The sequence below is a fragment of the Paracoccus niistensis genome, assembly GCF_042432925.1.
In the GTDB taxonomy this organism is placed as follows: Bacteria; Pseudomonadota; Alphaproteobacteria; order Rhodobacterales; family Rhodobacteraceae; genus Paracoccus; species Paracoccus niistensis.
Genome location: NZ_JBHLWE010000029.1, coordinates 352,424 through 374,767 on the forward strand (window position 1 = coordinate 352,424; position 22,344 = coordinate 374,767).

The following is a 22,344-nucleotide window of genomic DNA, read 5'->3' on the forward strand; positions in this document are numbered from 1 at the left end:
GCGCTGGTGCTGGACTGCCCTTGGCGAGCTTCCTCTGCATCGTGGCGGGGATCGTTCCTGCCGTGCCTGCCGCCGCATGGGCCGGGACGCTTGCCGATGTCGTGCGGCTGATCGCATTGCTGTCCATCGTCTTCTGGCACGCTGCGGCGGTCTGGACGGTCCTTCTTGCAGCCGTGGGTCTCTGGGCCCTGTCCCGCTAGGCCCCGGCTTCCGACCCCGCCCGCAGCAGCGTGACCAGCGTGTCGCCGTAGCGGCGCTGGTCAATGGGGGTCAGTTCCAGCGGGGGAAGGGGGGCGGTGTCCTCCTCCCACACCACCATGGCCTCAGGGGCGAGCCAGCCGCCGGCCAGCGCCGAGGCCAGCGCCGCCTCGCCCAGCCGCTGGCCATAGGGCGGGTCGAGGAACACCAGATCGTAGCCCGCGCCCCGGTTCGGGCCCAGGTTGGTGGCGTCGCGCCGCCAGATGTCGGTCACGCCCATCGCGCGGGCCTTTTCCACGTTCGCCCGCAGCAGCGCACGGGCGGCCGCGCCCTCGTCCACGAAGGCCACGCGGCCTGCGCCCCGCGACAGGGCCTCGAGCCCCAGCGCCCCGGTCCCGGCAAAAAGGTCAAGCACCCGCGCACCCTCGATGGGAAAGCCGTGGCTGTTCAGCAGCAGGTTGAAGACTGCCTCGCGCACCCGGTCGGTCGTGGGGCGCAGATGGGCGGCGGGATCGCCTGCGCCGACCTCGGCCAGTTTCAGCCCGCGCAGGCGGCCGCCGACGATTCGCATGGAAGCTCTCCTGTGACGATGCGGCGCGGGACCGCCGTGGTTGCAGACGGCTTTCCCTTTCCCGTGAAAAATGGCAAGCGCCCCCTTGCGGAGTTGAAAGGCTATAGATGCAGATCGAGGAAACTGCCCTGCCGGGCGTGCTGATCCTGACGCCGGCGCGGCATGGCGATGCGCGCGGCTTCTTCTCGGAAAGCTGGAACCGGCGCACGCTGGAAGAGGCAGGGGTGCACCTGCCCCCATTCGTGCAGGACAACCACTCGCTGTCTGCCAAGGCGGGCACGCTGCGGGGACTGCATTATCAGGCGCCGCCGCACGAGCAGGGCAAGCTGGTGCGCTGCGGGCGCGGCGCGCTTTACGACGTGGCCGTGGACGGGCGGCGTGGCAGCCCGACCTATGGGCAGTGGGTGGGTGTGGAACTCAGCTTCGAGAACGGACGCCAGCTCTGGGTGCCGCCGGGCTTCCTGCACGGCTTTGTCACGCGCGAGGACGACACCGAGGTCGTCTACAAATGCACGGGCTTTTACGACAAGGCCGCCGACGGGGCGGTGCGCTGGGACAGCCTCGGCATCGACTGGGGCGTGGCCGATCCGGTCCTGTCCGACAAGGACAAGACGGCCGTGCCCTTCGCTGACTGGCAATCCCCCTTCGAGGCGTGAGATGAAGATACTGGTGACGGGCGGCGCGGGCTTCATCGGCTCGGCGGTGGTGCGGCTGGCGGTTTCGCGCGGGCACGAGGTGGTCAACCTCGACGCGCTGACCTATGCGGCGAACTTGGAAAACGTGGCGGGCGTGGCGGAAAGCCCGCGCTACGCCTTTGAGCAGGCCGACATCCGCGACCGCGCGGCGCTGGACCGGGTGTTTGGCAAGCACAAGCCCGATGCGGTGATGCATCTGGCGGCGGAAAGCCACGTGGACCGCTCGATCGACGGCCCTGGCGCCTTTATCGAGACCAACGTCACCGGCACCTACAACCTGCTGGAAGCGGCGCGGGCCTTCTGGACGGGGCAGGACAGGCCCGAGGGCTTCCGCTTCCACCACATCTCGACCGACGAGGTCTTCGGCAGCCTGGGCGAGACCGGGCAGTTCACCGAGGACACGCCCTACGATCCGCGCTCGCCCTATTCGGCGTCAAAGGCCGCATCCGACCATCTGGTCCGCGCCTGGCACGAGACCTACGGTCTGCCGGTGGTGCTGACGAACTGCTCGAACAACTACGGCCCTTTCCACTTCCCGGAAAAGCTGGTGCCGGTGGTGATCCTCAATGCCCTGCACGGGCGCGAGATCCCGGTCTATGGTGACGGCGGCAACGTGCGCGACTGGCTGTATGTCGAGGATCACGCCGACGCCCTGCTCTTGTGCCTTGAAAAGGGCGAGGTCGGCCGCAGCTACAACATCGGCGGCGAGAACGAGGCCCGCAACATCGACCTCGTGCGCACGATCTGCGCGCATCTGGACGAGATGCGGCCCGAGGGCGCACCGCATGACCGGCTGATCCGCTTCGTGACCGACCGGCCCGGCCACGACCGGCGCTATGCGATCGACCCCACGCGCATCCGCACCGAACTGGGCTGGCGCCCCTCGGTCACGGTCGAGGAAGGCCTGAAGCGCACCGTCGCCTGGTACCTCGACAACGAGGCCTGGTGGCGCCCGCTTCTCGATCGCGAGGGCGTGGGCCGGCGCCTGGGCACGGCCTGAGGATGCGCGCCCGCAGGGATCTCGGGGCCGGGCCGGGGCCCCGGCGCCCTCGGAGGCAGGGCTGATGGCGGGCCGCCGCTCGCTCTTCCTGCACGTCGGGCTGCCCCATTGCGGATCGTCAGCGCTGCAGGACTGGGCCGGCACGAACCGCGCGTTGCTGGCCGCGCAGGGGCTGTGCTGGCCCGAGACCGACGATTGCGGCCTGATGGCCGCGCGCCACCGCTGGCTTGTCTCGGCGCTGCGGCACGGGCCGGACGAACGGCTGCCCGCCGTGCTGGCACAGGCCGGCGGCGACGTCCTCATCTCGGCCGAGGGGCTGACGCTGCATTTCCACGACTTCGCGCCCGAACATCTGGCCTGGTTCCGCGAGGAAACGGAAGGCTGGGACGTGCGGCTGATCCTGATGACGCGCGACCTGTCGGGCTGGCAGCGGTCCATGTGGAAGCAGTGCATGATCAACCCGCCCGAGGACGGCATGGACTTCGCACTGGACCTGGACATGGCCGACTTCGCCGCGCGGCCAAGGGTGCAGAAGCTGACCGACCTCAAGGGGTTGCGGCGCGATCTCGCGGCGGGCTTCGGCGCGCGCGACCTGATCGAGCTGTCCGCGCAGGACAACTGGATGCCGAAGCTCGCGCGCGTGATCGACATCGACGCGACCGGGGCGACGGTGCCCGAGCGGCGGCATGAATCCATCGCGGACTCGGTCGTCCCCGCGGTTCTGAGGATCAACGCCCTGGGTGCGCAGGGCGGCCCGCGCGACGCGCTGCTGGCGCTGATGCAGGACACGCTGGACACCCGCAACGACACGCTGCGCGAGATTGCGCGCCGGCAGGCCGCGCAGCCCGATCCCCGGAGCGGGACGCTGGCGGCGCTGCTGGACGAGCTGGAAGCCGAAAGCCGCGCCGATCCCACGACCGCCTGGCTGTTCCAGGCGATGGCCGAGCAACTCGAACGCCGCAAGCAGGAGGGCACGACATGACGGATCTTCTGATCTTCGGGCGGAGGGGCCAGGTGGCGCTGGAACTGGCGCGGCTGGTTCCGGGGGCGCGGTTCCTGGGGCGCGATGAGGCCGACCTGACCGATCCCGCCGCCTGCGCCGCGCGGATCGGCGCGATGCGCCCCGCGGCTGTCATCAATGCGGCCGCCTACACGGCGGTGGACCGGGCCGAGAGCGACGCCGACGCCGCCCGGCTGGTCAATGCCGAGGCACCGGGCGCCATGGCCCGTGCCTGCGCCGAGCTGGGCATCCCCTTCCTCCATGTCTCGACCGACTATGTCTTCGACGGCTCGGGCGAGGCGCCGCGCGCCGAGGAGGCGCCGACCGGACCCTTGGGCGTCTACGGGCAGACCAAGCTGGACGGCGAGCGCGCCATTGCCGCCGCGGGCGGGCAATGGGCGGTGATGCGGACCTCCTGGGTGTTCTCGGCGCATGGGGCGAACTTCGTGAAGACCATGCGCCGGCTCGGGGCCGAGCGCGAGCGGCTGACGGTCGTGGCCGACCAGGTCGGGGGTCCGACGCCCGCCGCCGACATCGCGGCGGCGCTGCTGGTCATGGCACGGGCGATGATCGCGGACCCCGCGAAGGGCGGCCTTTATCACTTCGCAGGCAGCCCCGACACCAGCTGGGCCGGCTTCGCGCGCGAGATCTTCGCCCGCTCCGGCCTGTCGCCGCAGGTCGAGGACATCCCGACCAGCGCCTATCCCACACCCGCACGACGGCCGCTGAACTCGCGCCTCGACTGCACCGCCATTTCCCGCGACTTCGGCCTTGCGCGCCCCGACTGGCGCGCAGGGCTGGACCGCGTCATTCAGGAGCTTTCCGCATGAGCAGCCGCAAGGGCATCATCCTGGCCGGCGGGTCGGGCACCCGCCTTTACCCGATCACGCTTGGCGTCTCGAAGCAGCTTCTGCCGGTTTATGACAAGCCGATGATCTATTATCCGCTGTCGGTGCTGATGCTGACCGGCATCCGCGAGATCGCCATCATCACCACGCCCGACGACCAGGCGCAGTTCCAGCGCCTGCTGGGGGACGGCAGCCAGTGGGGGATCGCGCTCACCTGGATCGTCCAGTCCCGGCCCGAGGGGCTGGCGCAGGCCTATATCCTGGCCGAGGAGTTCCTGGCCGGGGCCCCTTCGGCGATGGTGCTGGGCGACAACATCTTCTACGGCCACGGGCTGACCGAGCTGCTGGCGGCCGCGGACGGGCGGGAAGACGCGACCGTCTTCGGCTATCACGTGGCCGACCCCGAGCGCTACGGCGTAGTCGCCTTCGACGACGGCGGCCGGGCCGTGCAGATCATCGAAAAGCCCGCCGTGCCGCCCTCGAACTACGCGGTGACGGGGCTCTACTTCCTCGACGCCGACGCGCCACGCCGCGCGCGCGAGGTCCAGCCCTCGGAGCGGGGCGAGCTCGAGATCACCACGCTTCTGGAAACCTACCTGCACGAGGGCCGCCTGACGGTCGAGCGCATGGGCCGGGGCTTTGCCTGGCTCGACACCGGCACCCACGGCAGCCTGCTGGACGCGGGCAACTTCGTGCGCACCCTGGAAAAGCGCCAGGGGATGCAGTCCGGCAGCCCCGACGAAGCCGCCTTCCAGCAGGGCTGGATCAGCGATGTCCAGCTGCGGCGGCAGGCCCAGAGGTTCGGCAAGACCGACTACGGACGCTACCTCGCAAGGCTGCTGGATTGAGGGCCGCCTGAAAGCGTGAGATTGCGACCGGAACAGGCCCGGCCTGCATCTTCTGTCCGGAAATGTCCTCCGTGATCGTCGTATACGACGATGGAGGTGGGAAACTCCCGGTCCGGCGGGTGACGCAAGCGCGCCCTCAGTCCGGCACCAGCATGTAGCCCATCCCGCGCACCGTCTGCAGATAGCGCGGCTCGCGCGGGTCGGGCTCGATCTTCCGGCGCAGCCGGGTGATCTGCACGTCGATGGCGCGGTCCGAGTTCTCGCCCGTGTCGTCCGGCTCGCGCCCCAGTTCCTCGATCAGGGTGGGGCGGTCCACGGCCTCGCCGGGCGTCTCGGCCAACCGCCGCATCAGGGTCTGCTCGCTGCCGGTCAGGCGGATGGGCGTGTCGCCGTTCCAAAGCTCGCCCTTTGCCGTGTCGAAGCGCATGGGCCCCAGCGTCAGGAACTTGGGGCCGCGGTTTTCCACCGTGGGCATCCGGCGCAGGATCGCGGCGATGCGCAGCAGAAGCTCGCGCGGCTCGAAGGGCTTGGGCAGGTAGTCGTCGGCCCCGGCCTCGAGCCCGGTGATCCGGTCGTCGGTATCGCCCTTGGCCGTCAGCAGCAGGATCGGCGTCTGGCCGTGGCGCCGCAGCGCGCGGGTCAGCGCGATGCCGTCCTCGCCCGGCATCATCACGTCCAGCACGATCAGGTCGAATTCCAGCCCCGCCAGCAGCCGGCGGGCCTGCGCGGCGTCCTTGGCCGTGGTGACGTAATAGCCGTTGCGGGCCAGGAAGCGGCGCAGCAGCGTGCGGATGCGCTCGTCATCATCGACAATCAGCAGGTGCGTCTCGGGCACGCTCATCCGGCGGACCCCGCACGGCGGGCGCTCAGCCGCTGGTCCGGCGCCTCGCGCAGCGCGCGGAACTGCGCGAGCATCTCGCCATCCATCATCGCCTCCAGAACCTGCCGGAAGCCCGCCACCGCCTGTGGCCCGGCCGCGCGATAGGCGGCGCGGACGCGCGCGCGCTGGGCCTCGGACAGGCGGCGTTCCAGCGCCACGCCCTTTTCGGTCAGATACAACTGCCGCTCGCGCCGGTCGCGGCGGCCGACGCGGCTGTCCACCAGCCCGTCCTCGATCAGCGTTCGCAGCACGCGGTTCAGGGACTGCTTGGTGACGCCCAGCACCGCCAGCAGCGCCGTCACCGTCAGCCCCGGATCGCGGGTGATGAAATGCAGCGCCCGGTGATGCGCACGGCCATAGCCGATCTCTTCCAGGATCAGGTCGGGGTCGGCGGTGAAGGCGCGATAGGCAAAATACATCGCCTCGATCCCCCGCCGGATCTGCTCGTCGGTGAGGAACAGCAGGCTTTCGCCGCCGGGAATGGGATGGGGGTCGTTTCTCATTCCGGATTGCCGCATCCTTGTTGCCGAAGGTCTGCCCAAGGATAGGGCAGCCTTGTTGACTTTCCAAGAATCAATCTCTACGCCTTGCCTTCGACGCAACTTTCCGCCGCGTGCGCAGGGTCGCGCGAAACATTCCGAAAAGAACGGGGGTCATGGGGATCATGGCAGGCAGCTACGAAGACCGCAACGGCAAGATCTGGATGGACGGGGAGCTGGTCGACTGGCGCGACGCCAAGGTCCATGTCCTGACCCATGCGCTGCATTATGCCAGCGCCGTCTTCGAGGGCGAGCGCTGCTATGACGGCAAGATCTTCAAGTCGCGCCAGCATTCCGAGCGCCTGCTGAAATCGGGCGAGCTGATCGACATGGAGATTCCCTGGACGGCCGAGCAGATCTGCGAGGCCAAGCGTCAGGTGCTTGACGCCAACGGCTTCACCAACGCTTATCTGCGCGCCATTGCCTTCCGCGGCGCCGGTCCCGACATGGGGGTTGCCGCCAGCCACAACCCGGTCCGCCTGGCGATCTGCACCTGGGAATGGGGCAGCTACTATGGGGATGCCAAGTGGCAGGGCGCCAAGCTGGACATCTCGAAATGGAAGCGCCCGAGCCCCGAGACGATCCCGGCAGCGGCCAAGGCGGCGGGCCTTTACATGATCTGCACCATGTCCAAGCACGCGGCCGAGAAGAAGGGCTGCTCGGACGCGCTGTTCATGGACTATCGCGGCTATGTGGCCGAGGCGACCGGCGCCAACGTCTTCTTCGTGAAGGACGGGGAGATCCATACGCCGCTGGCCGACGCCTTCCTGAACGGCATCACCCGCCAGACCATCATCCAGATGTGCAAGGACCAGGGCATGGCGGTGCATGAGCGCCACATCCTGCCCGCGGAGGTCGAGGGCTTCCAGGAGTGCTTCCTGACCGGCTCGGCGGCCGAAGTGACCCCGGTCGCCCAGATCGGCGAGAACTGGCACTTCCAGGTCGGCGCGACGACGCGAAAGATCGCCGAGGATTACGAGGCGCTGGTGCGGGCCTGATTTCTAGCCGGGTCCCTGTTTTCTGAAACGTGCGACCGCTCGGGAACGCCGCAGCGGTCGCACGCAGATAGGGCATGCAGGTACCATATCTGATCCCGGGCTAGCTTTCCTGATCGCAGGTGAAATTCAGACCTACACGCTCTGGGTCTTCGGAAGTGAACTGTGCAACGGAGACGCCTGCGACCGTACCCGCTTGCGCCAAGCTGATTCCATCCCCTGCGCCTGCGAATATTGCTTGAGTTACTCCTCCCCGGCTGATGACGAGGCGCACGTTGTTCGCGGTGGTGCCTTGCTGCACGCCGACGGTGAAGCCGCCGCAAATCTGCGCCCCTCCTCCGATCGGCATCATCAAGGCGGGTCTTGAGGTCGCTCCGGTTCGTTCGAGATCAAGGGTGCGCATCTGGGCGACGAGATTGGCATTGCGGCTTGCGGCCGACACTATCTCCGGCGCCACTGTCCGCAGCTCCGTGACAAGACGGGCCGCGTCCTGCTGCAATGCCATCAACTCTGCAGTGTCCGGATTGCTTCCCAGGTTCTCCAAGCGTGTGCGCAGCTCTTGCACGCCTTGGCTGATGCCATCCGTGCGATCAATCAGCAACGCCTGCTGGGCCTCTGCGATTTTCTCGGCCTGATCAGGGAATACAATGTCTATGCCGCGGTCGATCGCGTTGCCGGCCAGTGCCCCTATGACCATCAGTATGGTGCCGATTATGACCTTGCCGCGCCGGGAGTTCTCGAATTGCTCAAAGTTGTCCCGCCATCCTCTCATGCGGGACTTCTTGCGCTCGGGGGCGCTGGCTCCATCCACCATACTACACCTGAGATCCCGTTCTCGATTTTGTGATCACTAGCATCGCTGTGGGGTTGTCGCAACGCCACGTTGCCAAGGACGTACCGGACCTCTACATGCCGCCCATGCTGGACAATCGCCCCCAACTGCCGCCCGAAATCGCCCGCCGCCGGACCTTCGCGATCATCGCGCACCCCGACGCCGGCAAGACCACGCTGACCGAGAAGTTCCTGCTGTTCGGGGGCGCGATCCAGATGGCGGGCCAGGTCCGCGCCAAGGGCGAGGCCCGGCGGACGCGCTCGGACTTCATGAAGATGGAGCAGGACCGGGGGATTTCCGTGTCTGCATCCGCCATGAGCTTCGACTTCGGGCAGTACCGCTTCAACCTCGTGGACACGCCCGGCCACTCGGACTTTTCCGAAGACACCTATCGCACGCTGACCGCCGTCGACGCCGCGATCATGGTGATCGACGGGGCCAAGGGCGTCGAAAGCCAGACCCGGAAGCTGTTCGAGGTTTGCCGGATGCGCGACCTGCCGATCCTGACCTTCTGCAACAAGATGGACCGGGAAAGCCGCGACACCTTCGAGATCATCGACGAGATCCAGGAAAACCTGGCCATCGACGTGGCACCGGCAAGCTGGCCCATCGGCTCGGGCCGCGACTTCCTAGGCACCTATGACCTGCTGCACGACCGGCTGGAACTGATGGACCGCGCCGACCGCAACCGGGTAGCCAAGTCGATCAAGATCTCCGGTCTCGACGATCCGAAGCTGGCCGGGCATGTGCCCGCCGACCTGCTGGAAAAGCTGCGGGAAGAGGTCGAGATGGCGCGGGAGCTTCTGCCCGCCTTCGACCGCAAGTCCTTCCTGGAAGGGCACATGACCCCGATCTGGTTCGGCAGCGCCATCAACAGCTTCGGCGTCAAGGAGCTGATGGTGGGGATCGGCGAGTTCGGGCCGCAGCCCCAGCCGCAAAACGCCGCCGAGCGCGAGATCGCCCCCGAGGAGGAGAAGGTCGCGGGCTTCGTCTTCAAGGTGCAGGCCAACATGGACCCCAAGCACCGCGACCGCGTGGCCTTCGTGCGCCTCGCCTCTGGGCATTTTGAACGTGGCATGAAGTTGCTGCATGTCCGGTCGAAGAAGCCGATGGCGGTGTCGAACCCGGTGCTGTTCCTCGCCGCCGACCGGGAACTGGCCGAGGAGGCCTGGGCGGGCGACATCATCGGCATCCCGAACCACGGCCAGCTGCGCATCGGCGACGCGCTGACCGAGGGCGAGGCGCTGCGCTTCACCGGTATCCCCTCCTTCGCGCCGGAACTGCTGCAGACGGTGCGGGCGGGCGACCCGATGAAGGCCAAGCATTTGGAAAAGGCGCTGATGCAGTTCGCGGAAGAAGGCGCGGCCAAGGTCTTCCGGCCGATGATCGGCTCGGGCTTCATCGTGGGCGTCGTGGGCGCGCTGCAGTTCGACGTGCTGGCGAGCCGCATCGAACAGGAATACGGGCTGCCCGTGCGCTTCGAATCCTCGCAGTTCACCTCGGCCCGCTGGCTGTCGGGGCCGAAGGACGCGGTCGAGAAGTTCGCGCAGACGAACAAGCAGCACATGGCCACCGACAATGACGGCGATCTGGTGTACCTGACCCGGCTGCAGTGGGACATCGACCGGGTCCAGCGCGACCATCCCGAGCTCAAGCTGACCGCGACCAAGGAAATGATGGTCTGATTGCCCCGCAAGAGGCTGATCAGCCTCTCGCAGGGGCCTTGCCCCGGTGCCCCACGCGGGCTGCCAGAGGCCTGATCGCTCTCCGGTTCCTATGCGCTCAGCCGGGCCGCGATGCGGCTCCAGAGAGCTGTTGTCTGTGTTCGGCCTGTAACCCTTACAGGCCCTGATAAGGCCAATTCGGACGGGGCAGGGGAATCACTGCGACGGTTGCGCCGCCCGTTCCGCCGCCGTGCCTGTCGCGGGAGCGGTTGTCTCGACCTGGCCCGGCGGTCCAGCCTCTTCCTGTTCGGCGCGCCCGAACACCATCATGAGCACGACCATCAGGATGAACCCTCCGGGGATGAGGGCGTAAAGCAGCGAACGCGGCATCCCGCGCGAGGGTTTGGGTTCCAGCGCCATCGATTGTCCCCTTCTTCGATCTCCTCCCTACAACATGCAGAAGAGGGAGAAGTTTCCCGAAGAGTGATGCGGCACCGCTCCTGTTGCGACGGCGCTGAGGGTGGCAGGAGGCTTTTGCCTGCGGGCACGTCCGGGGTCTGACAGGTGGTTCCTGTAGTCACGGGGGCTCTCCCGGAAGGGTCCCTCTGCGTCTCAAGCACGCGGCAGTTCGAGCTGTCGGGGAACCTGATCGAGCAGGAGCACAGCCCACCTCAGCACTTGAGTTGCTGCAGTCCAATTTGTCCTGTCAACTGCAGTTCGGGAAGCTGCGCTGCGGAACTAGAAGATCCTTTCCGAGATGATCCGCGCGATCTCGACGATGTTGGTCCGGCCCGTGAATTCGAATTTGACCTTGCCCAGAGCGGAAAAGTAGATCTCAAGCTCCGAGTCGATGTCGAGTGTTCCTGACGTTTCCACGGAATATGCAACTATGTTCTTGTACGGAAGCGAGGTGTAGTCCTTCTTGCTTCCGGTGAAGCCCTGCACGTTGACGGCGATGATCCGCTTATTCGTGAAAACAACCCCGTCCCTCATGGACCGGTAGGAGGAAACGATCGTTTCCCCCGGAATGAGAAGGTCGTTCACCTTCATTCCATATTCAGGATCCTGCTTCATCTTGAAGAAGGACTTGTTGTTGAAATCAATCATTCCTGCCTCCTGTGCCAGTCAGGCTATGGCACAGGAGTTAAGGAACAACTAACGTCCGGAAGAGGGAGCGGAATCCTGCTCCCTTGTCCTGTCGTTCCCGCCAGTCTTACCCCACCGTCAGGTCCATCGTCACCTCGGCATTCAGGACCTTGCTGACCGGGCAGCCCGCCTTCGCGGCCTCGGCGGCCTGCCGGATTGCCGACTCATCGCCCTGGCCCGAAACGCGGGCGGTCAGGTGGGCCTTCGTGATGGTGAAGCCGTCGCCCTGCTTCTCGATCGTCACCGCCGAAGAGCTTTCGATGCGCGCGTCCCTGACCCCCGCCTTTTCCAACTGCCCCGACAGCGCCATGCTGAAGCAGGCGGCGTGGGCGGCGCCGATCAGTTCCTCGGGGTTGGTGCCGGGCTGATCCTCGAAGCGGGTGTTGAAGCCATAGGGCAGCGCCGAAAGGGCGCCGGATTCCGTCGAGACCTCGCCCTTGCCGTCCCTGATGCCGCCCTGCCAGCGGGCCGAGCCGGTTCTGGTGATTGCCATGTCGCTTCTCCTGAGTTGGTTCGCGGTCGAACGCGGGGATCATTGCCCAGGTTCAACGCCCGCGCTAGCACTTGCGCAAACGAGCGGGGGACGGGCCGAAAGTGCCGATTCACGAGCTTGCGGCACTCGGCGCGGCGGTCTGCTGGGCGCTGACGGGACTGCTGGCCGCGCGGCCGGTGGCCGAGGTGGGACCATTCGCCTTCAACCTTTACCGGCAGTCCTTTGTCACCCTGGTGCTGGGCGTGTTGGTGCTGCTGTCCGGTGCCTGGAAGGGGATCGACCCCGCGCTGCTGCCGGTGCTGGCGCTCTCGGGGTTCGTCGGTGTCTTCATGGGCGACACGGTGCTGTTCTTTGCCCTGCGCCGCCTGGGTCCGCGCCGCACGGGAGCGTTGTTCGCGATGAACGCGCCGATGGCCGCGGTTCTGGGTTGGGCGGTGCTGGGGGAAACGCTGTCGCCGCAGGGCGCGGCAGGCGTGGCGCTTTGCGCCGCGGGCGTGGCGATCTGCGTGCTGGGGCGTGCGTCGTCGAGCCATCTGGAACGGGTGCATGGCCCGATCTGGCAGGGCGTGGCGCTGGGGCTTTTTGCGGCGCTGGGACAGGCCTCGGGGTCTCTGATCGCGCGGCCGGCGATGGCGGCGGGGCTCGATCCGATGGTGGCCTCGCTGATGCGGGTGGGGGTGGCGGTGCTGTGCCTGGGCACGCTGACGGGGCTGCCGCTGGGGGTGGCCAGGCCCAGGGGCAGGCTGTCGGGCAAGGGCGCGGCGCAGATCGGGGCCTCGGGGATACTGGCCATGGTGGTCGGCATGACGCTGCTGCTGTTCGCGCTGCAGGGCGGCAAGGTCGGGATCGTGTCCACCTTGTCGGCGCTGTCGCCGGTGCTGATCCTGCCGGTCCTCTGGGTGCTCACCGGCGAGCGTCCGCCTGCCGCAAGCTGGGCGGGCGCGCTGATCGCGGTCACGGGGATGGGGCTGATCTTCCTGCGCTGACCGTCAGTCCCGACCGCCGGTCAGCCGCCGCCATTCGGCGATGGCGAAGCGGTCCGTCATCCCGGCGATGTAGTCCAGCACCACGCGAGCGCAGGCGGTGCGGTCGCCCGCGCCCAAGGCCTCGGCCTGCCAGTCCTCGGGCATCAGGCGGGGGTCATCCAGCATCATCGGGAAGATCGCGTTCAGGATGGCGGTGACGCGGGCGCGCTCCTCCATCACGGATGGCGCGCGGTACATCCGCTGGAACAGGAACTGCTTGACCGCCTTGAGGCTCTGGTAGAGCGGCTTCGAGAAGCGGATGATCGGGCCGTCCATGGCGCGGATCGCCTCGGCGCTTTGCGGCTGGGCGGCCTCGATCCGGCCCTGGGCCACGGCGATCACGTCCTCGACCATGACGCCGAAGACGCGGCGCAGGGCCTCGTGCCGGCGGCGCATGGTTTCGAGGCCCGGATGCCGGCGGTCAACTTCCGCGAAGGCGGGGCCGATCAGGGGCAGCTCCATCAGGTCGGCTTCGGTGAACAGGCCCGAGCGCAGCCCGTCATGCAGGTCGTGGTGGTTGTAGGCCACGTCGTCGGCGACGGCGGCGACCTGCGCCTCGGCGCTGGCATAGGTGGACAGGCGCAGGTCCCAGGCGGCGTTCACCTCGGCCAAGGCCCAGGGGTAGGGCACGGCCACGGGGCCGTTGTGCTTGGCAATGCCCTCCAGCGTCTCCCACGTCAGGTTCAGCCCGTCGAAGCCGGCGTAATGACGTTCCAGCCGCGTCACGATCCGCAGCGCCTGGGCGTTGTGGTCAAAGCCGCCATAGGGGGCCATGAGCGCGGCCAGCGCATCCTCGCCGGTATGGCCGAAGGGCGGGTGGCCGAGGTCATGGGCCAGCGCCACCGCCTCGGCCAGGTCCGTGTTCAGGCCCAGCGCGGCCGAGATGGTGCGGGCGACCTGCGCCACCTCGATCGTGTGGGTCAGGCGGGTGCGGTAATAATCGCCGCGGTATTCGTCGCCGTCATGTTCGACGAAGACCTGCGTCTTGTGCTTGAGCCGCCGGAAGGCCGAGGAATGGATGATCCGGTCGCGGTCGCGCTGCCAGGGGCTGCGGAAGGTGGACAGTTCCTCGGGGTGAAGGCGGCCCCGGCTTTCGCCCGGCTGGCAGGCATAGGGGGCGGGCAGGACGGCGACCATCGGGGCTGGTTCCTTGCGGGAGTGCATCGGCGACCCTATAGTCTGTGAAACCTCAACGAAACGGGAACGCCCCATGAACCTGCCACCGATGGTCACGCCCCGCGCCTTCGCGCGGCTGGCCGAGATCAACGCAGGCGGACCGGGGCCGGCGCTGCGCGTGGCCGTCCTGGGCGGCGGCTGCTCGGGCTTCCAGTACGACATCCGCATGGACGAACCCGCGGCGGAGGACCTGGTGCTGGAAGGCGAAGGCCAGCGCGTGGTCGTCGATCCGGTCTCGCTGCCCTTCCTTGCCGGCGCCAGGATCGACTGGTCGGACGAGCTGATCGGCGCGCGCTTCGTCATCGACAACCCGAACGCCAGTTCATCCTGCGGCTGCGGCACGTCCTTCTCGATCTGAGACCCCATGTTCCTTGAGATTCTGCTGATCGTCGGCCTGACCATCCTGAATGGCGTGCTGTCGATGTCCGAGCTTGCCGTCGTGTCCTCGCGCCCCGCGCGTCTTTCCAGCATGGCCGAAAAGGGCGACCGCGGCGCGCAGGCGGCGCTGGAGCTGCTGGAGCATCCCGGCAAGTTCCTGTCGGCCGTGCAGATCGGGATCACCCTGGTCGGCGTGCTGCTGGGCGCCGTGTCGGGTGCGACCCTAGGCGCGCGCGTGGGCACCGCCCTTGTGGCGGCCGGCGTGCCCTACAGCGTGGCGCAGTCGCTGGGCGTCTTCCTGGTCGTGACCGCCATCACCGCCCTGTCGGTCATCATCGGCGAGCTGGTGCCCAAGCAGATCGCCATGTCCAATCCCGAAGGCATCGCCGCGCGGGTGGCGCCGTCGATGCGGATGGTGGCCAGGATCGGCACCCCGCTGGTCTGGTTCCTCGACACGGGCGCGCGGCTGGTGCTGCGACTGATCGGGATCGACAACAGCTCGGACCGCGCGATCACCGACGAGGAAGTGCGCATGACCATCGCCGAGGCCACGCAGGCCGGGGTCCTGATGGAAGGCGAGCGCGGCATGATCGCGGGCGTGATGCGCGTGGCCGACCGGTCCGCCGCCGCAATGATGACGCCCCGCCGCGATGTCGAGATGATCAACGTGAACGATCCGCCCGAGGTCGTTCTGGAAAAGGCCCGCAGCGCCCGCTTTTCCCGCCTGCCGGTGACGGAGGGCTCGGACGACGAGATCTTGGGCGTCGTGGCCCTGCGCGACCTGATCGGCGTGGAGAAACCTGATCTGCGTGCCCTGATGCGAGAGGCGCCCACCGTTCTGGACGCCGCCGACGCCCTGTCGGTGATCGAGGTCATGCGCGCCACGCCGTCGCGCATGGTGCTGGTCTATGACGAATACGGGCACTTCCAAGGCATCATCACCGCGATGGACCTGCTCGAGGCCATCACCGGCGACTTCGCCGACGCGGAAGGCGACGAGCCCGACATGGTGCGGCGTGCCGACGGGTCCTGGCTCGTCTCGGGCGGGGAAAGCGCCGATGAGTTCGCGGGCGAGACGGGCTTTCCCGTCCCCGAGGGCGATTTCAACACGGTGGCGGGGATGGTGCTGTCCATCATCAACCGCATTCCACGGGCTGGCGACGTGTTCCACCATCAGGGCTGGACCGTCGAGGTCGCCGACATGGACGCCATGCGGATCGACAAGCTGATCGTCACCCCGCCCGTGGCGGAGTGACAAGGGGGGCGGTCAGCCCGCCCTGCTGCCGTGCTGCGTGCCCTCGCCGCGGCTGTCATCCTCCTTCTTGACGACGCTCAGCCGTCCGTCGCCCTCGACCCAAGCGCTGCGAACCTGGGCGATGTCGTCCACGCCGTTCAGGCGCAGGCTGCCCATCAGCTCGTCCGCCGTCAGCATTTCCTTTTTTAGGTTGCGCGGGATCGTCTGGCCGTCGCGGATGATCTGCAGCGGCTTGTGCTCCATCATCCGCTCGAACCAGGGCAGCGCGAAGGACAGGCGGTTGGTGATGTAATTCAGCGCCAGCATGGTCAGGATGATCACCGTGCCATCCGCAAGCGAGCTGTAATCCCCCATCGAGTTCGACGCCGCTTCCGTGATCAGCAGCAGGAACACCAGATCCATCGGCGCAAGCTCTCCGCCCGTGCGGCGGGGCAGCAGCCGGAACAGGACCATGAACAGGATGAACAGGAACGCGCCGCGCCCCATCAGTTCGGGGATGGAGTTTTCAAGCTGGAACATGGCTTTGGACCTTCAAGTCGTTCAGCATGTTCAATCCTTGCGCTTGCGCGCCGGTTCCTGCGGGGCTTCTTGCCCCGGCTTCGCGCCCGGCCTAGGGTCGCGGCCATGAAGATCGCCAGTTTCAACGTCAACGGGATCAAGGCGCGGCTGCACCAGCTGACGGCCTGGCTGCCCGAAGCGCAGCCCGACGTCGTGGTGCTGCAGGAAATCAAGACGGTGGACGAGGGTTTCCCCTCGGAAATCATCGAGGACCTGGGCTGGCGCGTTTGGACCCACGGGCAGAAAAGCTGGAACGGCGTCGCCGTCCTGTCCCGTCTGCCCGTCGAGGAGGTGCGCCGCGGCCTGCCCGGCGACGAGACGGACGAGCAGGCCCGCTGGATCGAGGCCGTGGTGATGGGCGACACCCATGCCGTCACCGTCGCGGGCCTGTATCTGCCCAACGGCAACCCGGCGCCGGGGCCGAAATACGACTACAAGCTGGCCTGGATGGAACGGCTGCGGCTGCGCGCGGCGGAACTGCTGGCGACGGAAACCCCGGTGGTGATGCTGGGTGACTACAACATCATCCCCGAGCCGCGCGATGCCGCGAAGCCCGAGGCCTGGGTGGACGACGCGTTGTTCCTGCCGCAATCGCGCGAGGCCTTCCGCCGGATCGTCAACCAGGGCTGGACCGACGCGATCCGCATCTCGGACCCTCATGCCACGCGCGGCCCCTTCACCTTCTGGGACTACCAGCGCCAGTCCTGGGAACGCGACAACGGCATCCGCATCGACCATCTGCTTCTGTCACCGCAGGCCGCCGACCTGATGCGCGGCGCAGGCATTGACCGCGACCAGCGCGCGGGCGAGAAGCCCAGCGACCATGTTCCCGTCTGGGTGGACCTGGCCGCGTAACCGCCAGCCTGCCTTCTCTCTTGCCCGGTGATCCGGGCCGGGCTTAGGGTGCCGGGCCATGGACCAGCCCACCGAGACGACCATCGTCGAGATCACGCCTTCTGCCCGGATCGACACCGCCACCCACGGCTGGCGGGCCAAGTGTCTGCAGCGGCTGATCCGCATGAACCTGCCGGTTCCCCGCAGCTTCGCCATTCCGGCCGCCGCCGTGCGGGCGATCGCCGCCGGACGGCCGCTGCCCGGTGCCGACCTCGGGCGGCTGATCGGCAGCGCGGGCGGGCTGCTGGGCGTCCGTCCCTCGGCGCTCGATCCTGAATGGGGCGGCCCCCGGTCGGTCCTGAACGTGGGCATGAACGCCGCCCGCCATGCCGAACTGACAGAAACCTTGGGCGCCGAGGCGGCGGATGCGCTGTATCGCGGCTTCGTCCAGGCCTATGCGATCCATGTCGCGCGGCTTGATCCTGACATGTTCAGCGACTCCGAGGCGACCCTGTCCGAGGCGCTGCGCAGCTACCAGGACGAGACCGACGAGGAATTCCCGCAGGACCCCGAGCGGCAGCTGGTCGAGGTGCTGCGCTCGATGGCCCGCGCCTGGGAAGGGCCGACCGCGCGTCTGCTGCGTCAGGCCAAGGGCGCGCCCGCAGAAGCGCCGCTGGGGCTGGTGGTGCAGGACATGGCGCTGGCTCTGGGGCCGGGCGTCACCGGATCGGGCACGATCCAGTTCATCGACAGCGTGACGGGAGATCCCCGCATCACCGGGCGCTTTCGCGGCCAGACCCAAGGCCGGGCGCAGCGCCATGACGCCGAGTCGATCTATCTGACCCGCGACCCGCGCGGCCCCTCGCTGGAGGAAGCCGCACCCGAGGTCTTTGCCGATCTCGTCCGCTTCGGCGTGGCCGCCCGCGAGCGTCTGAAGGAGGAGATGCAGATCGAATTCGTGGTGGCCGATGGCCGCCTGTCCCTGATCGACGCGGTGCGGGTGCAGCGTTCCTCGCGCGCGGCGGTGCGCATCGCGGTGGGGCTGGCGCGCGACGGGATCATCCCGCCGGAACAGGCGGTGATGCGAGTCCAGCCCCGCGCGCTGACGGACCTGCTGCACCACCAGGTCGATCCGCGCGCGCCGCGCGACCTGATCACCCGCGGCATGGCCGCCAGCCCCGGCGCCGCCACCGGCCGCATCGTCTTTTCCGCCGCCGCCGCCCAGGCCGCCGCCGCGCGGGGCGAATCCTGCGTCCTGGTGCGCCGCGAGACGCTGCCCGAGGACATCCGGGGCATGCACGCCTCGGTCGCGGTGCTGACGGAACGCGGCGGCATGTCCAGCCATGCCGCTGTGATCGCGCGCGGGCTGGGGCTGCCCTGTATCGTGGGCGCCTCGGGTCTGACGATCGACCTCCGGGGCCGCGTCATGCACGCCGGGGGCCGCAGCTTCCGCGAGGGCGAGGAGGTCACCGTGGACGGCACCTCGGGCGAGGTGCTGGCCGGCGCGGCAGAAATGCTGGAACCGGCGCTGGACGACAGCTTCAACCAACTGCTCGAATGGGCCGATGCCGCGCGCACGATGAAGGTCCGGGCGAATGCCGATACGCCGCAGGATGCGAAATGCGCCCGGCGCTTCGGGGCGCAGGGCATCGGCCTCTGCCGCACCGAACACATGTTCTTCGACGACGAGCGCCTGCCCGCCATGCGCGAGATGATCTTCGCCGACCGGGCCGAGGACCGCCGCATCGCTCTGGACCGCCTGCTGCCGATGCAGCGGGGGGATTTCACCACGCTGTTCCGCATCATGGACGGCTATCCCGTCACCATCCGCCTGTTCGACCCGCCGCTGCACGAGTTCCTGCCGCATGACCGCGAGGGGATGCGGGAACTGGCGGAATCGCTCGATCTGCCCCTGTCTGACGTGGTCCGCCGGGTCGAGGCGCTGACAGAATACAACCCCATGCTGGGGATGCGCGGGGTCCGGCTGGGCATCACCGTGCCGGAAATCTACGAGATGCAGGCCCGCGCCATCTTCGAGGCCGCGGTCGAGGTCGGCCGCAGCGGGCAGGGCGTCGTCCCCGAAATCATGATCCCCCTGGTCAGCGCCATGCGCGAGGTCGAGCTGGTCCGACACCGCATCGAGGGCATCGCCGCCGCCGTCCGCGCCGAGACGCGGGCCGAGTTCACCTATCGGCTGGGCGTCATGGTCGAAACGCCCCGCGCCGCGCTGCGGGCGGGCGACATCGCGGAACATTGCGCCTTCCTGTCCTTCGGGACGAACGACCTGACGCAGATGACCTATGGTCTGTCGCGCGACGACGCAGCGCGTTTCATGGGCAGCTACGTGGGGCAGGGGGTCTATGCCGAGGACCCCTTCCACATCCTTGACCAGGAAGGGGTGGGCGAGTTGGTTCTGATCGGCGCCCAGCGGGCGCGGACGCGCAACGGGGCCATCACCGTCGCCATGTGCGGCGAACATGCGGGCAATCCTGAATCCATCGCCTTCTGCCAGCGCGCGGGACTCGACTATGTCAGCTGCTCGGCCTTCCGTGTCCCGGTTGCCCGGCTGGCCGCCGCGCAGGAGGCGATTCTGTCCCGGCTGACTGAATCGGTGCGTGATGACAGCGATCTCGCCGCCGGAACTGCCTTCGGTTCCCACAGGTCACACGGCGCCTGAGCGCCGATTCTTGCCGAACTGATTATTTTATGTCGGCAGGAACCTGCCGGAAATTGCTCATTTTCCCCCTTTTCCGGCCGTTCCCGCTTCTTTCGGTAGCGCCGCAGGGAACCCGTGCCGCATGACCGTCACCAGCCGCCGAGGATCCTGGCAGGTCCGAGGCGAAAGAAGTGGCAACAACAGGATCCTTCATGAGCAAGCTGCTGAAATGGCTGGCGCACGTCGGAGTGTGTATCGCGCTGGCTATCCCCGCCACGGCGCAGGCCCAGAACCCGCGTGCAGCCGCGGGCGGGCCCGAGCGGCTGGTCCAGGCCAAGGCGGGCGGAACTTCCAACGCCTCGCTGAGGTGCCTGACCGAGGCGCTGTATCACGAGGCGCGGGGTGAATCGGTGAAGGGCCAGCGCGCCGTGGCCGAGGTCATCCTGAACCGCGTCGACCACCCGGCCTTCCCCAAGTCGGTCTGCGGCGTCGTCAACCAGCCCAGCCAGTTCAGCTACAAGGGCAAGGTCGGCAAGATGCGCGACCGCGCGGCGTTCAACCGCGCCCAGAAGATCGCCTCCGAGGCGCTGGCGGGCGCGCCGCGCAACCTGACCGGCGGGGCCACCTATTTCCACACCACCTATGTCAAGCCGTCCTGGTCCAAGCGGTTCACCCGGACCACGAAGATCGGCGCCCATGTCTTCTATCGTCGGGGCGGGCAGCGGATCGCCTCAAACTGAGGCTCGACCCACGCGGATATCGCGGCCTCGCCCTTGCGGCGGGGCCGCTTTCGTTTCAACTGGCGCCATGGACAGACCCGACCGCATCCACCTGCGCGACTATATCGTCGCGGCCGAGATCGGCGCGTTCCAGAGCGAGCGCGGCCTGACCCAGCGCCTGCTCTTTTCCCTCGAGGTCGCGCTGGCCCAGCCCGTGACCGGGGCCGAGGACAAGGTTGACGCAATCCTCAGCTATGACGTGCTGGTCGCGGCCGTGGGCGACGGGCTGGCCGACCGGCGCTATGACCTTCTGGAAACGCTGGCCGAGCGGATCGCGGCGCAGGTGCTGACCCATCCCCAGGCCGCCGAGGTGACGGTCACGATCGAGAAGCTGGACCGCGTGCCCGGCGCATTGGGTGTGACGCTGACGCGCCGGACGGCGCAGGTCGAGGTCGCGGCGCAGGCGGTGCGCCCGGCTCTGCTGGTCATGGGACGGCGGGTCCCGCTGCCCCCGGGTCCGCTGGTGATCGTGCCCCCGGCCCCGGACCTGCCCCTGCTGCAGGGGGGGAACCGGCGGCGGATCGCGCTGCTGGCGCTGGACCAGGCGGCTTGGGCACTGGCCGGGGCGCTGGGCGTGGATGTGGCGGACAGCCGGACCGAGATCGACTGGGCCGCCACGAACGGCCTCGCCGTTGTCTGGGCGCCGGCCCGGATGGCCGCTGATGCCGAAGTGCCTGCCGATCCTGCTGCGCTGGCGATGTGGCTGGCCGACAGGCTCGACGCCGATCGCATCGACTGGGCACTGCCCGAGGGGGCGGCGCTGCCCAGCGAAGCGGCGAGTTTCCGCATCCGGTCGGTGCTGCTGGATGCCTGAACCTTGCAGAGCGGGCATCCTGGCGGCATGAGTCGCTGATTCAGAGCCGCCATGCCATGACCACCCAGTATTTCCGTCCCGTTCCCGACATCTCCGGCGGCCGCTGGCGTCTTGCCGGCGGCTGGACTGGCTTTTCTTCCTTCGAACTGCTGACCCGGGGCGCCCCGCCCCGGATCGTGACCGACGTTCCGTCCGAGGTGATCGCGGCGCTGACAGCCCCGCGCCCGCCGGTGCTGGGCCTGTCCATGGACGCGCCGCGCATCATGGGCATCGTCAACGTGACGCCCGACAGCTTTTCCGACGGCGGGCACTGGAATGCGGACGGCGGGATCGCCCACGGGCGCGAGCTGATCGCGGAAGGCGCCCATATCCTCGACATCGGCGGCGAATCGACCCGCCCCGGCGCGGCGGCCGTGCCCGTCCCCGAGGAGATCGCCCGCACCCGCCCGGCCATCGCGGCCCTGTCGGCCGAGGCTGCGGTCTCCGTGGACACCCGCAAGGCCCAGGTCGCGCGAGCGGCGGTAACGGCGGGCGCGGGGATGGTGAACGACGTCTCGGGGTTCGACTTCGATCCCGGCATGGCGGCGGCGGTTGCGGAAAGCGGCGCGGAAGTCTGTCTGATGCACGCCCAGGGGCTGCCGGAGAACATGCAGGACGACCCGTGCTATGGTGACGTGCTGCTGGACGTCTATGACGCGCTGGCCCTGCGCATCGCGCGCGCCGAGGCCGCCGGCATCCCCCGGGACCGGATCGTGATCGACCCCGGCATCGGCTTCGGCAAGACGCTGGAGCATAACCTGGCCATCCTGCGGCGCATTTCGCTGTATCATGCCCTGGGCGTGCCGGTGCTGCTGGGCGCCTCGCGCAAGCGGTTCATCGGCACCATCGGCGGGGCCGGGGAAGCAGTCCGGCGCGATCCGGGCACCCTGGCGGTGACGCTGGCGGCGGTCCAGCAGGGCATCCAGATCCACCGCGTCCATGACGTGGCGGGAACCAGACAAGGGCTTGCCCTGTGGCAGGCGATAAGAGGGGCAGAGGCATGAGCAGGAAGCTTTTCGGCACCGACGGCGTGCGCGGGCGCGCCAACAGCCACCCGATGACGGCCGAGATGGCGCTGCGCCTGGGCGCGGCGGCCGGCCGGTATTTCAGGGGCGACGGCA

Annotated in this window: 26 protein-coding genes; 17 read left to right on the forward strand and 9 right to left on the reverse strand. The window is 68.2% G+C overall.

Annotated elements, in window-relative coordinates; genetic code table 11:
* The first annotated feature begins 20 nt into the window (after window positions 1-20).
* A complete protein-coding gene (locus ACFFII_RS10230; RefSeq protein WP_377698771.1) occupies window positions 21-200 on the forward strand; it encodes a hypothetical protein in 180 nt (59 codons plus the stop codon).
* On the opposite strand, the gene rsmD is transcribed toward ACFFII_RS10230, so the two are convergent.
* Complete coding sequence (gene rsmD / locus ACFFII_RS10235) at window positions 197-769, reverse strand: 16S rRNA (guanine(966)-N(2))-methyltransferase RsmD (RefSeq protein ID WP_377698772.1); 573 nt, start codon at window positions 767-769, stop codon at window positions 197-199. The two genes, ACFFII_RS10230 and rsmD, sit on opposite strands and share 4 nt — an antisense overlap.
* A gap of 107 nt (window positions 770-876) precedes the next feature.
* Here rsmD and rfbC point away from each other — a divergent pair, with 107 nt between their 5' ends.
* The 5 genes from rfbC (at window position 877) to rfbA (ending at window position 5,160) form a co-directional block, all read left to right on the forward strand.
* Entirely contained in the window at window positions 877-1,425 is a 549-nt protein-coding gene (gene rfbC / locus ACFFII_RS10240; RefSeq protein WP_377698773.1) for a dTDP-4-dehydrorhamnose 3,5-epimerase, read from the forward strand.
* 1 nt (window position 1,426) lies between these two features.
* Window positions 1,427-2,464: a dTDP-glucose 4,6-dehydratase gene (rfbB, locus tag ACFFII_RS10245; RefSeq protein ID WP_377698774.1), complete on the forward strand. Its 1,038-nt coding sequence runs from the start codon at window positions 1,427-1,429 to the stop codon at window positions 2,462-2,464.
* Window positions 2,465-2,528: 64 nt separating this feature from the next.
* Window positions 2,529-3,446, forward strand: a complete 918-nt coding sequence (locus ACFFII_RS10250) for a hypothetical protein (RefSeq protein WP_377698775.1) — start codon at window positions 2,529-2,531, stop codon at window positions 3,444-3,446.
* On the forward strand, window positions 3,443-4,294 hold the full coding sequence (gene rfbD, locus ACFFII_RS10255; protein WP_377698776.1) for a dTDP-4-dehydrorhamnose reductase: 852 nt from the start codon (window positions 3,443-3,445) through the stop codon (window positions 4,292-4,294). Before ACFFII_RS10250 ends, rfbD begins: the two co-directional genes overlap by 4 nt.
* Entirely contained in the window at window positions 4,291-5,160 is an 870-nt protein-coding gene (rfbA, locus tag ACFFII_RS10260; RefSeq protein WP_377698777.1) for a glucose-1-phosphate thymidylyltransferase RfbA, read from the forward strand. The genes rfbD and rfbA overlap by 4 nt, the downstream gene beginning before the upstream one ends.
* Before the next feature lie 136 nt (window positions 5,161-5,296).
* Here rfbA and ACFFII_RS10265 read toward each other — a convergent pair whose 3' ends face one another.
* Both ACFFII_RS10265 and ACFFII_RS10270 read right to left on the reverse strand, forming a co-directional pair.
* Entirely contained in the window at window positions 5,297-6,001 is a 705-nt protein-coding gene (locus ACFFII_RS10265) for a response regulator (RefSeq protein WP_377698778.1), read from the reverse strand.
* Window positions 5,998-6,543, reverse strand: coding sequence for a MarR family winged helix-turn-helix transcriptional regulator (locus ACFFII_RS10270; RefSeq protein ID WP_377698779.1), 546 nt, complete (start codon window positions 6,541-6,543; stop codon window positions 5,998-6,000). The genes ACFFII_RS10265 and ACFFII_RS10270 overlap by 4 nt, the downstream gene beginning before the upstream one ends.
* A gap of 161 nt (window positions 6,544-6,704) precedes the next feature.
* On the opposite strand from ACFFII_RS10270, the gene ACFFII_RS10275 reads away from it, so the two are divergent.
* Window positions 6,705-7,577, forward strand: a complete 873-nt coding sequence (locus ACFFII_RS10275; RefSeq protein ID WP_377698809.1) for a branched-chain amino acid aminotransferase — start codon at window positions 6,705-6,707, stop codon at window positions 7,575-7,577.
* 100 nt (window positions 7,578-7,677) lie between these two features.
* On the opposite strand, the gene ACFFII_RS10280 is transcribed toward ACFFII_RS10275, so the two are convergent.
* Window positions 7,678-8,388, reverse strand: coding sequence for a hypothetical protein (locus ACFFII_RS10280; protein ID WP_377698780.1), 711 nt, complete (start codon window positions 8,386-8,388; stop codon window positions 7,678-7,680).
* A gap of 104 nt (window positions 8,389-8,492) precedes the next feature.
* On the opposite strand from ACFFII_RS10280, the gene ACFFII_RS10285 reads away from it, so the two are divergent.
* A complete protein-coding gene (locus tag ACFFII_RS10285; protein ID WP_377698781.1) occupies window positions 8,493-10,091 on the forward strand; it encodes a peptide chain release factor 3 in 1,599 nt (532 codons plus the stop codon).
* A gap of 195 nt (window positions 10,092-10,286) precedes the next feature.
* On the opposite strand, the gene ACFFII_RS10290 is transcribed toward ACFFII_RS10285, so the two are convergent.
* The 3 genes from ACFFII_RS10290 to ACFFII_RS10300 form a co-directional block, all read right to left on the reverse strand.
* On the reverse strand, window positions 10,287-10,490 hold the full coding sequence (locus tag ACFFII_RS10290; protein ID WP_377698782.1) for a hypothetical protein: 204 nt from the start codon (window positions 10,488-10,490) through the stop codon (window positions 10,287-10,289).
* Window positions 10,491-10,808: 318 nt separating this feature from the next.
* Entirely contained in the window at window positions 10,809-11,177 is a 369-nt protein-coding gene (locus ACFFII_RS10295; protein WP_377698783.1) for a PH domain-containing protein, read from the reverse strand.
* 106 nt (window positions 11,178-11,283) lie between these two features.
* Window positions 11,284-11,703, reverse strand: coding sequence for an OsmC family protein (locus ACFFII_RS10300; protein ID WP_377698810.1), 420 nt, complete (start codon window positions 11,701-11,703; stop codon window positions 11,284-11,286).
* A 107-nt stretch (window positions 11,704-11,810) separates the two neighbouring features.
* Here ACFFII_RS10300 and ACFFII_RS10305 point away from each other — a divergent pair, with 107 nt between their 5' ends.
* Window positions 11,811-12,695, forward strand: coding sequence for a DMT family transporter (locus ACFFII_RS10305; RefSeq protein ID WP_377698784.1), 885 nt, complete (start codon window positions 11,811-11,813; stop codon window positions 12,693-12,695).
* Between the two features lie 3 nt (window positions 12,696-12,698).
* Here the strand turns inward: ACFFII_RS10305 and ACFFII_RS10310 are convergent, their stop codons facing one another.
* Window positions 12,699-13,859 carry a deoxyguanosinetriphosphate triphosphohydrolase gene (locus ACFFII_RS10310; RefSeq protein WP_377698811.1) on the reverse strand — a complete coding sequence of 387 codons (1,161 nt, stop codon included), beginning with the start codon at window positions 13,857-13,859 and terminating at the stop codon, window positions 12,699-12,701.
* 85 nt (window positions 13,860-13,944) lie between these two features.
* Here ACFFII_RS10310 and ACFFII_RS10315 point away from each other — a divergent pair, with 85 nt between their 5' ends.
* Both ACFFII_RS10315 and ACFFII_RS10320 read left to right on the forward strand, forming a co-directional pair.
* The gene (locus ACFFII_RS10315) at window positions 13,945-14,268 is read left to right on the forward strand and encodes a HesB/IscA family protein (protein ID WP_090751411.1); all 324 of its coding nucleotides are present in this window, start codon (window positions 13,945-13,947) and stop codon (window positions 14,266-14,268) included.
* 6 nt (window positions 14,269-14,274) lie between these two features.
* On the forward strand, window positions 14,275-15,543 hold the full coding sequence (locus ACFFII_RS10320) for a hemolysin family protein (protein ID WP_377698785.1): 1,269 nt from the start codon (window positions 14,275-14,277) through the stop codon (window positions 15,541-15,543).
* Between the two features lie 12 nt (window positions 15,544-15,555).
* Here the strand turns inward: ACFFII_RS10320 and ACFFII_RS10325 are convergent, their stop codons facing one another.
* Window positions 15,556-16,062: a DUF421 domain-containing protein gene (locus ACFFII_RS10325; protein WP_377698786.1), complete on the reverse strand. Its 507-nt coding sequence runs from the start codon at window positions 16,060-16,062 to the stop codon at window positions 15,556-15,558.
* A 105-nt stretch (window positions 16,063-16,167) separates the two neighbouring features.
* Between ACFFII_RS10325 and xth the strand changes: the two genes are divergently transcribed.
* From xth to ACFFII_RS10355, 6 genes are all read left to right on the forward strand, one after another.
* Complete coding sequence (gene xth / locus ACFFII_RS10330) at window positions 16,168-16,956, forward strand: exodeoxyribonuclease III (protein ID WP_377698787.1); 789 nt, start codon at window positions 16,168-16,170, stop codon at window positions 16,954-16,956.
* Between the two features lie 58 nt (window positions 16,957-17,014).
* Window positions 17,015-19,612, forward strand: a complete 2,598-nt coding sequence (locus ACFFII_RS10335) for a putative PEP-binding protein (RefSeq protein ID WP_377698788.1) — start codon at window positions 17,015-17,017, stop codon at window positions 19,610-19,612.
* Between the two features lie 191 nt (window positions 19,613-19,803).
* Window positions 19,804-20,331 (forward strand): cell wall hydrolase, encoded by a 528-nt coding sequence (locus ACFFII_RS10340; protein WP_377698790.1) that lies wholly within the window; start codon window positions 19,804-19,806, stop codon window positions 20,329-20,331.
* 67 nt (window positions 20,332-20,398) lie between these two features.
* Complete coding sequence (locus ACFFII_RS10345; protein ID WP_377698791.1) at window positions 20,399-21,184, forward strand: dihydroneopterin aldolase; 786 nt, start codon at window positions 20,399-20,401, stop codon at window positions 21,182-21,184.
* Window positions 21,185-21,240: 56 nt separating this feature from the next.
* The gene (folP, locus tag ACFFII_RS10350; RefSeq protein ID WP_377698792.1) at window positions 21,241-22,227 is read left to right on the forward strand and encodes a dihydropteroate synthase; all 987 of its coding nucleotides are present in this window, start codon (window positions 21,241-21,243) and stop codon (window positions 22,225-22,227) included.
* Window positions 22,224-22,344 (forward strand): hypothetical protein (locus tag ACFFII_RS10355; RefSeq protein ID WP_377698812.1); only part of this gene is annotated, 121 nt, incomplete at its 3' end. The genes folP and ACFFII_RS10355, both read left to right, overlap by 4 nt.

What these genes read in the sequence shown, in the direction of transcription:
- ACFFII_RS10345 (WP_377698791.1), top strand. Translation starts at nt 20,399, where the DNA reads ATGGACAGACCCGACCGCATCCACCTGCGCGACTATATCGTCGCGGCC.
- rfbA (WP_377698777.1), top strand. Translation starts at nt 4,291, where the DNA reads ATGAGCAGCCGCAAGGGCATCATCCTGGCCGGCGGGTCGGGCACCCGC.
- rfbD (WP_377698776.1), top strand. Translation starts at nt 3,443, where the DNA reads ATGACGGATCTTCTGATCTTCGGGCGGAGGGGCCAGGTGGCGCTGGAA.
- rsmD (WP_377698772.1), bottom strand. Translation starts at nt 769, where the DNA reads ATGCGAATCGTCGGCGGCCGCCTGCGCGGGCTGAAACTGGCCGAGGTC.
- ACFFII_RS10320 (WP_377698785.1), top strand. Translation starts at nt 14,275, where the DNA reads ATGTTCCTTGAGATTCTGCTGATCGTCGGCCTGACCATCCTGAATGGC.
- rfbB (WP_377698774.1), top strand. Translation starts at nt 1,427, where the DNA reads ATGAAGATACTGGTGACGGGCGGCGCGGGCTTCATCGGCTCGGCGGTG.
- ACFFII_RS10250 (WP_377698775.1), top strand. Translation starts at nt 2,529, where the DNA reads ATGGCGGGCCGCCGCTCGCTCTTCCTGCACGTCGGGCTGCCCCATTGC.
- ACFFII_RS10335 (WP_377698788.1), top strand. Translation starts at nt 17,015, where the DNA reads ATGGACCAGCCCACCGAGACGACCATCGTCGAGATCACGCCTTCTGCC.
- ACFFII_RS10295 (WP_377698783.1), bottom strand. Translation starts at nt 11,177, where the DNA reads ATGATTGATTTCAACAACAAGTCCTTCTTCAAGATGAAGCAGGATCCT.
- ACFFII_RS10315 (WP_090751411.1), top strand. Translation starts at nt 13,945, where the DNA reads ATGAACCTGCCACCGATGGTCACGCCCCGCGCCTTCGCGCGGCTGGCC.
- ACFFII_RS10280 (WP_377698780.1), bottom strand. Translation starts at nt 8,388, where the DNA reads ATGGTGGATGGAGCCAGCGCCCCCGAGCGCAAGAAGTCCCGCATGAGA.
- ACFFII_RS10270 (WP_377698779.1), bottom strand. Translation starts at nt 6,543, where the DNA reads ATGAGAAACGACCCCCATCCCATTCCCGGCGGCGAAAGCCTGCTGTTC.
- ACFFII_RS10285 (WP_377698781.1), top strand. Translation starts at nt 8,493, where the DNA reads ATGCTGGACAATCGCCCCCAACTGCCGCCCGAAATCGCCCGCCGCCGG.
- ACFFII_RS10265 (WP_377698778.1), bottom strand. Translation starts at nt 6,001, where the DNA reads ATGAGCGTGCCCGAGACGCACCTGCTGATTGTCGATGATGACGAGCGC.
- folP (WP_377698792.1), top strand. Translation starts at nt 21,241, where the DNA reads ATGACCACCCAGTATTTCCGTCCCGTTCCCGACATCTCCGGCGGCCGC.
- xth (WP_377698787.1), top strand. Translation starts at nt 16,168, where the DNA reads ATGAAGATCGCCAGTTTCAACGTCAACGGGATCAAGGCGCGGCTGCAC.
- ACFFII_RS10275 (WP_377698809.1), top strand. Translation starts at nt 6,705, where the DNA reads ATGGCAGGCAGCTACGAAGACCGCAACGGCAAGATCTGGATGGACGGG.
- ACFFII_RS10325 (WP_377698786.1), bottom strand. Translation starts at nt 16,062, where the DNA reads ATGTTCCAGCTTGAAAACTCCATCCCCGAACTGATGGGGCGCGGCGCG.
- ACFFII_RS10290 (WP_377698782.1), bottom strand. Translation starts at nt 10,490, where the DNA reads ATGGCGCTGGAACCCAAACCCTCGCGCGGGATGCCGCGTTCGCTGCTT.
- rfbC (WP_377698773.1), top strand. Translation starts at nt 877, where the DNA reads ATGCAGATCGAGGAAACTGCCCTGCCGGGCGTGCTGATCCTGACGCCG.
- ACFFII_RS10340 (WP_377698790.1), top strand. Translation starts at nt 19,804, where the DNA reads ATGAGCAAGCTGCTGAAATGGCTGGCGCACGTCGGAGTGTGTATCGCG.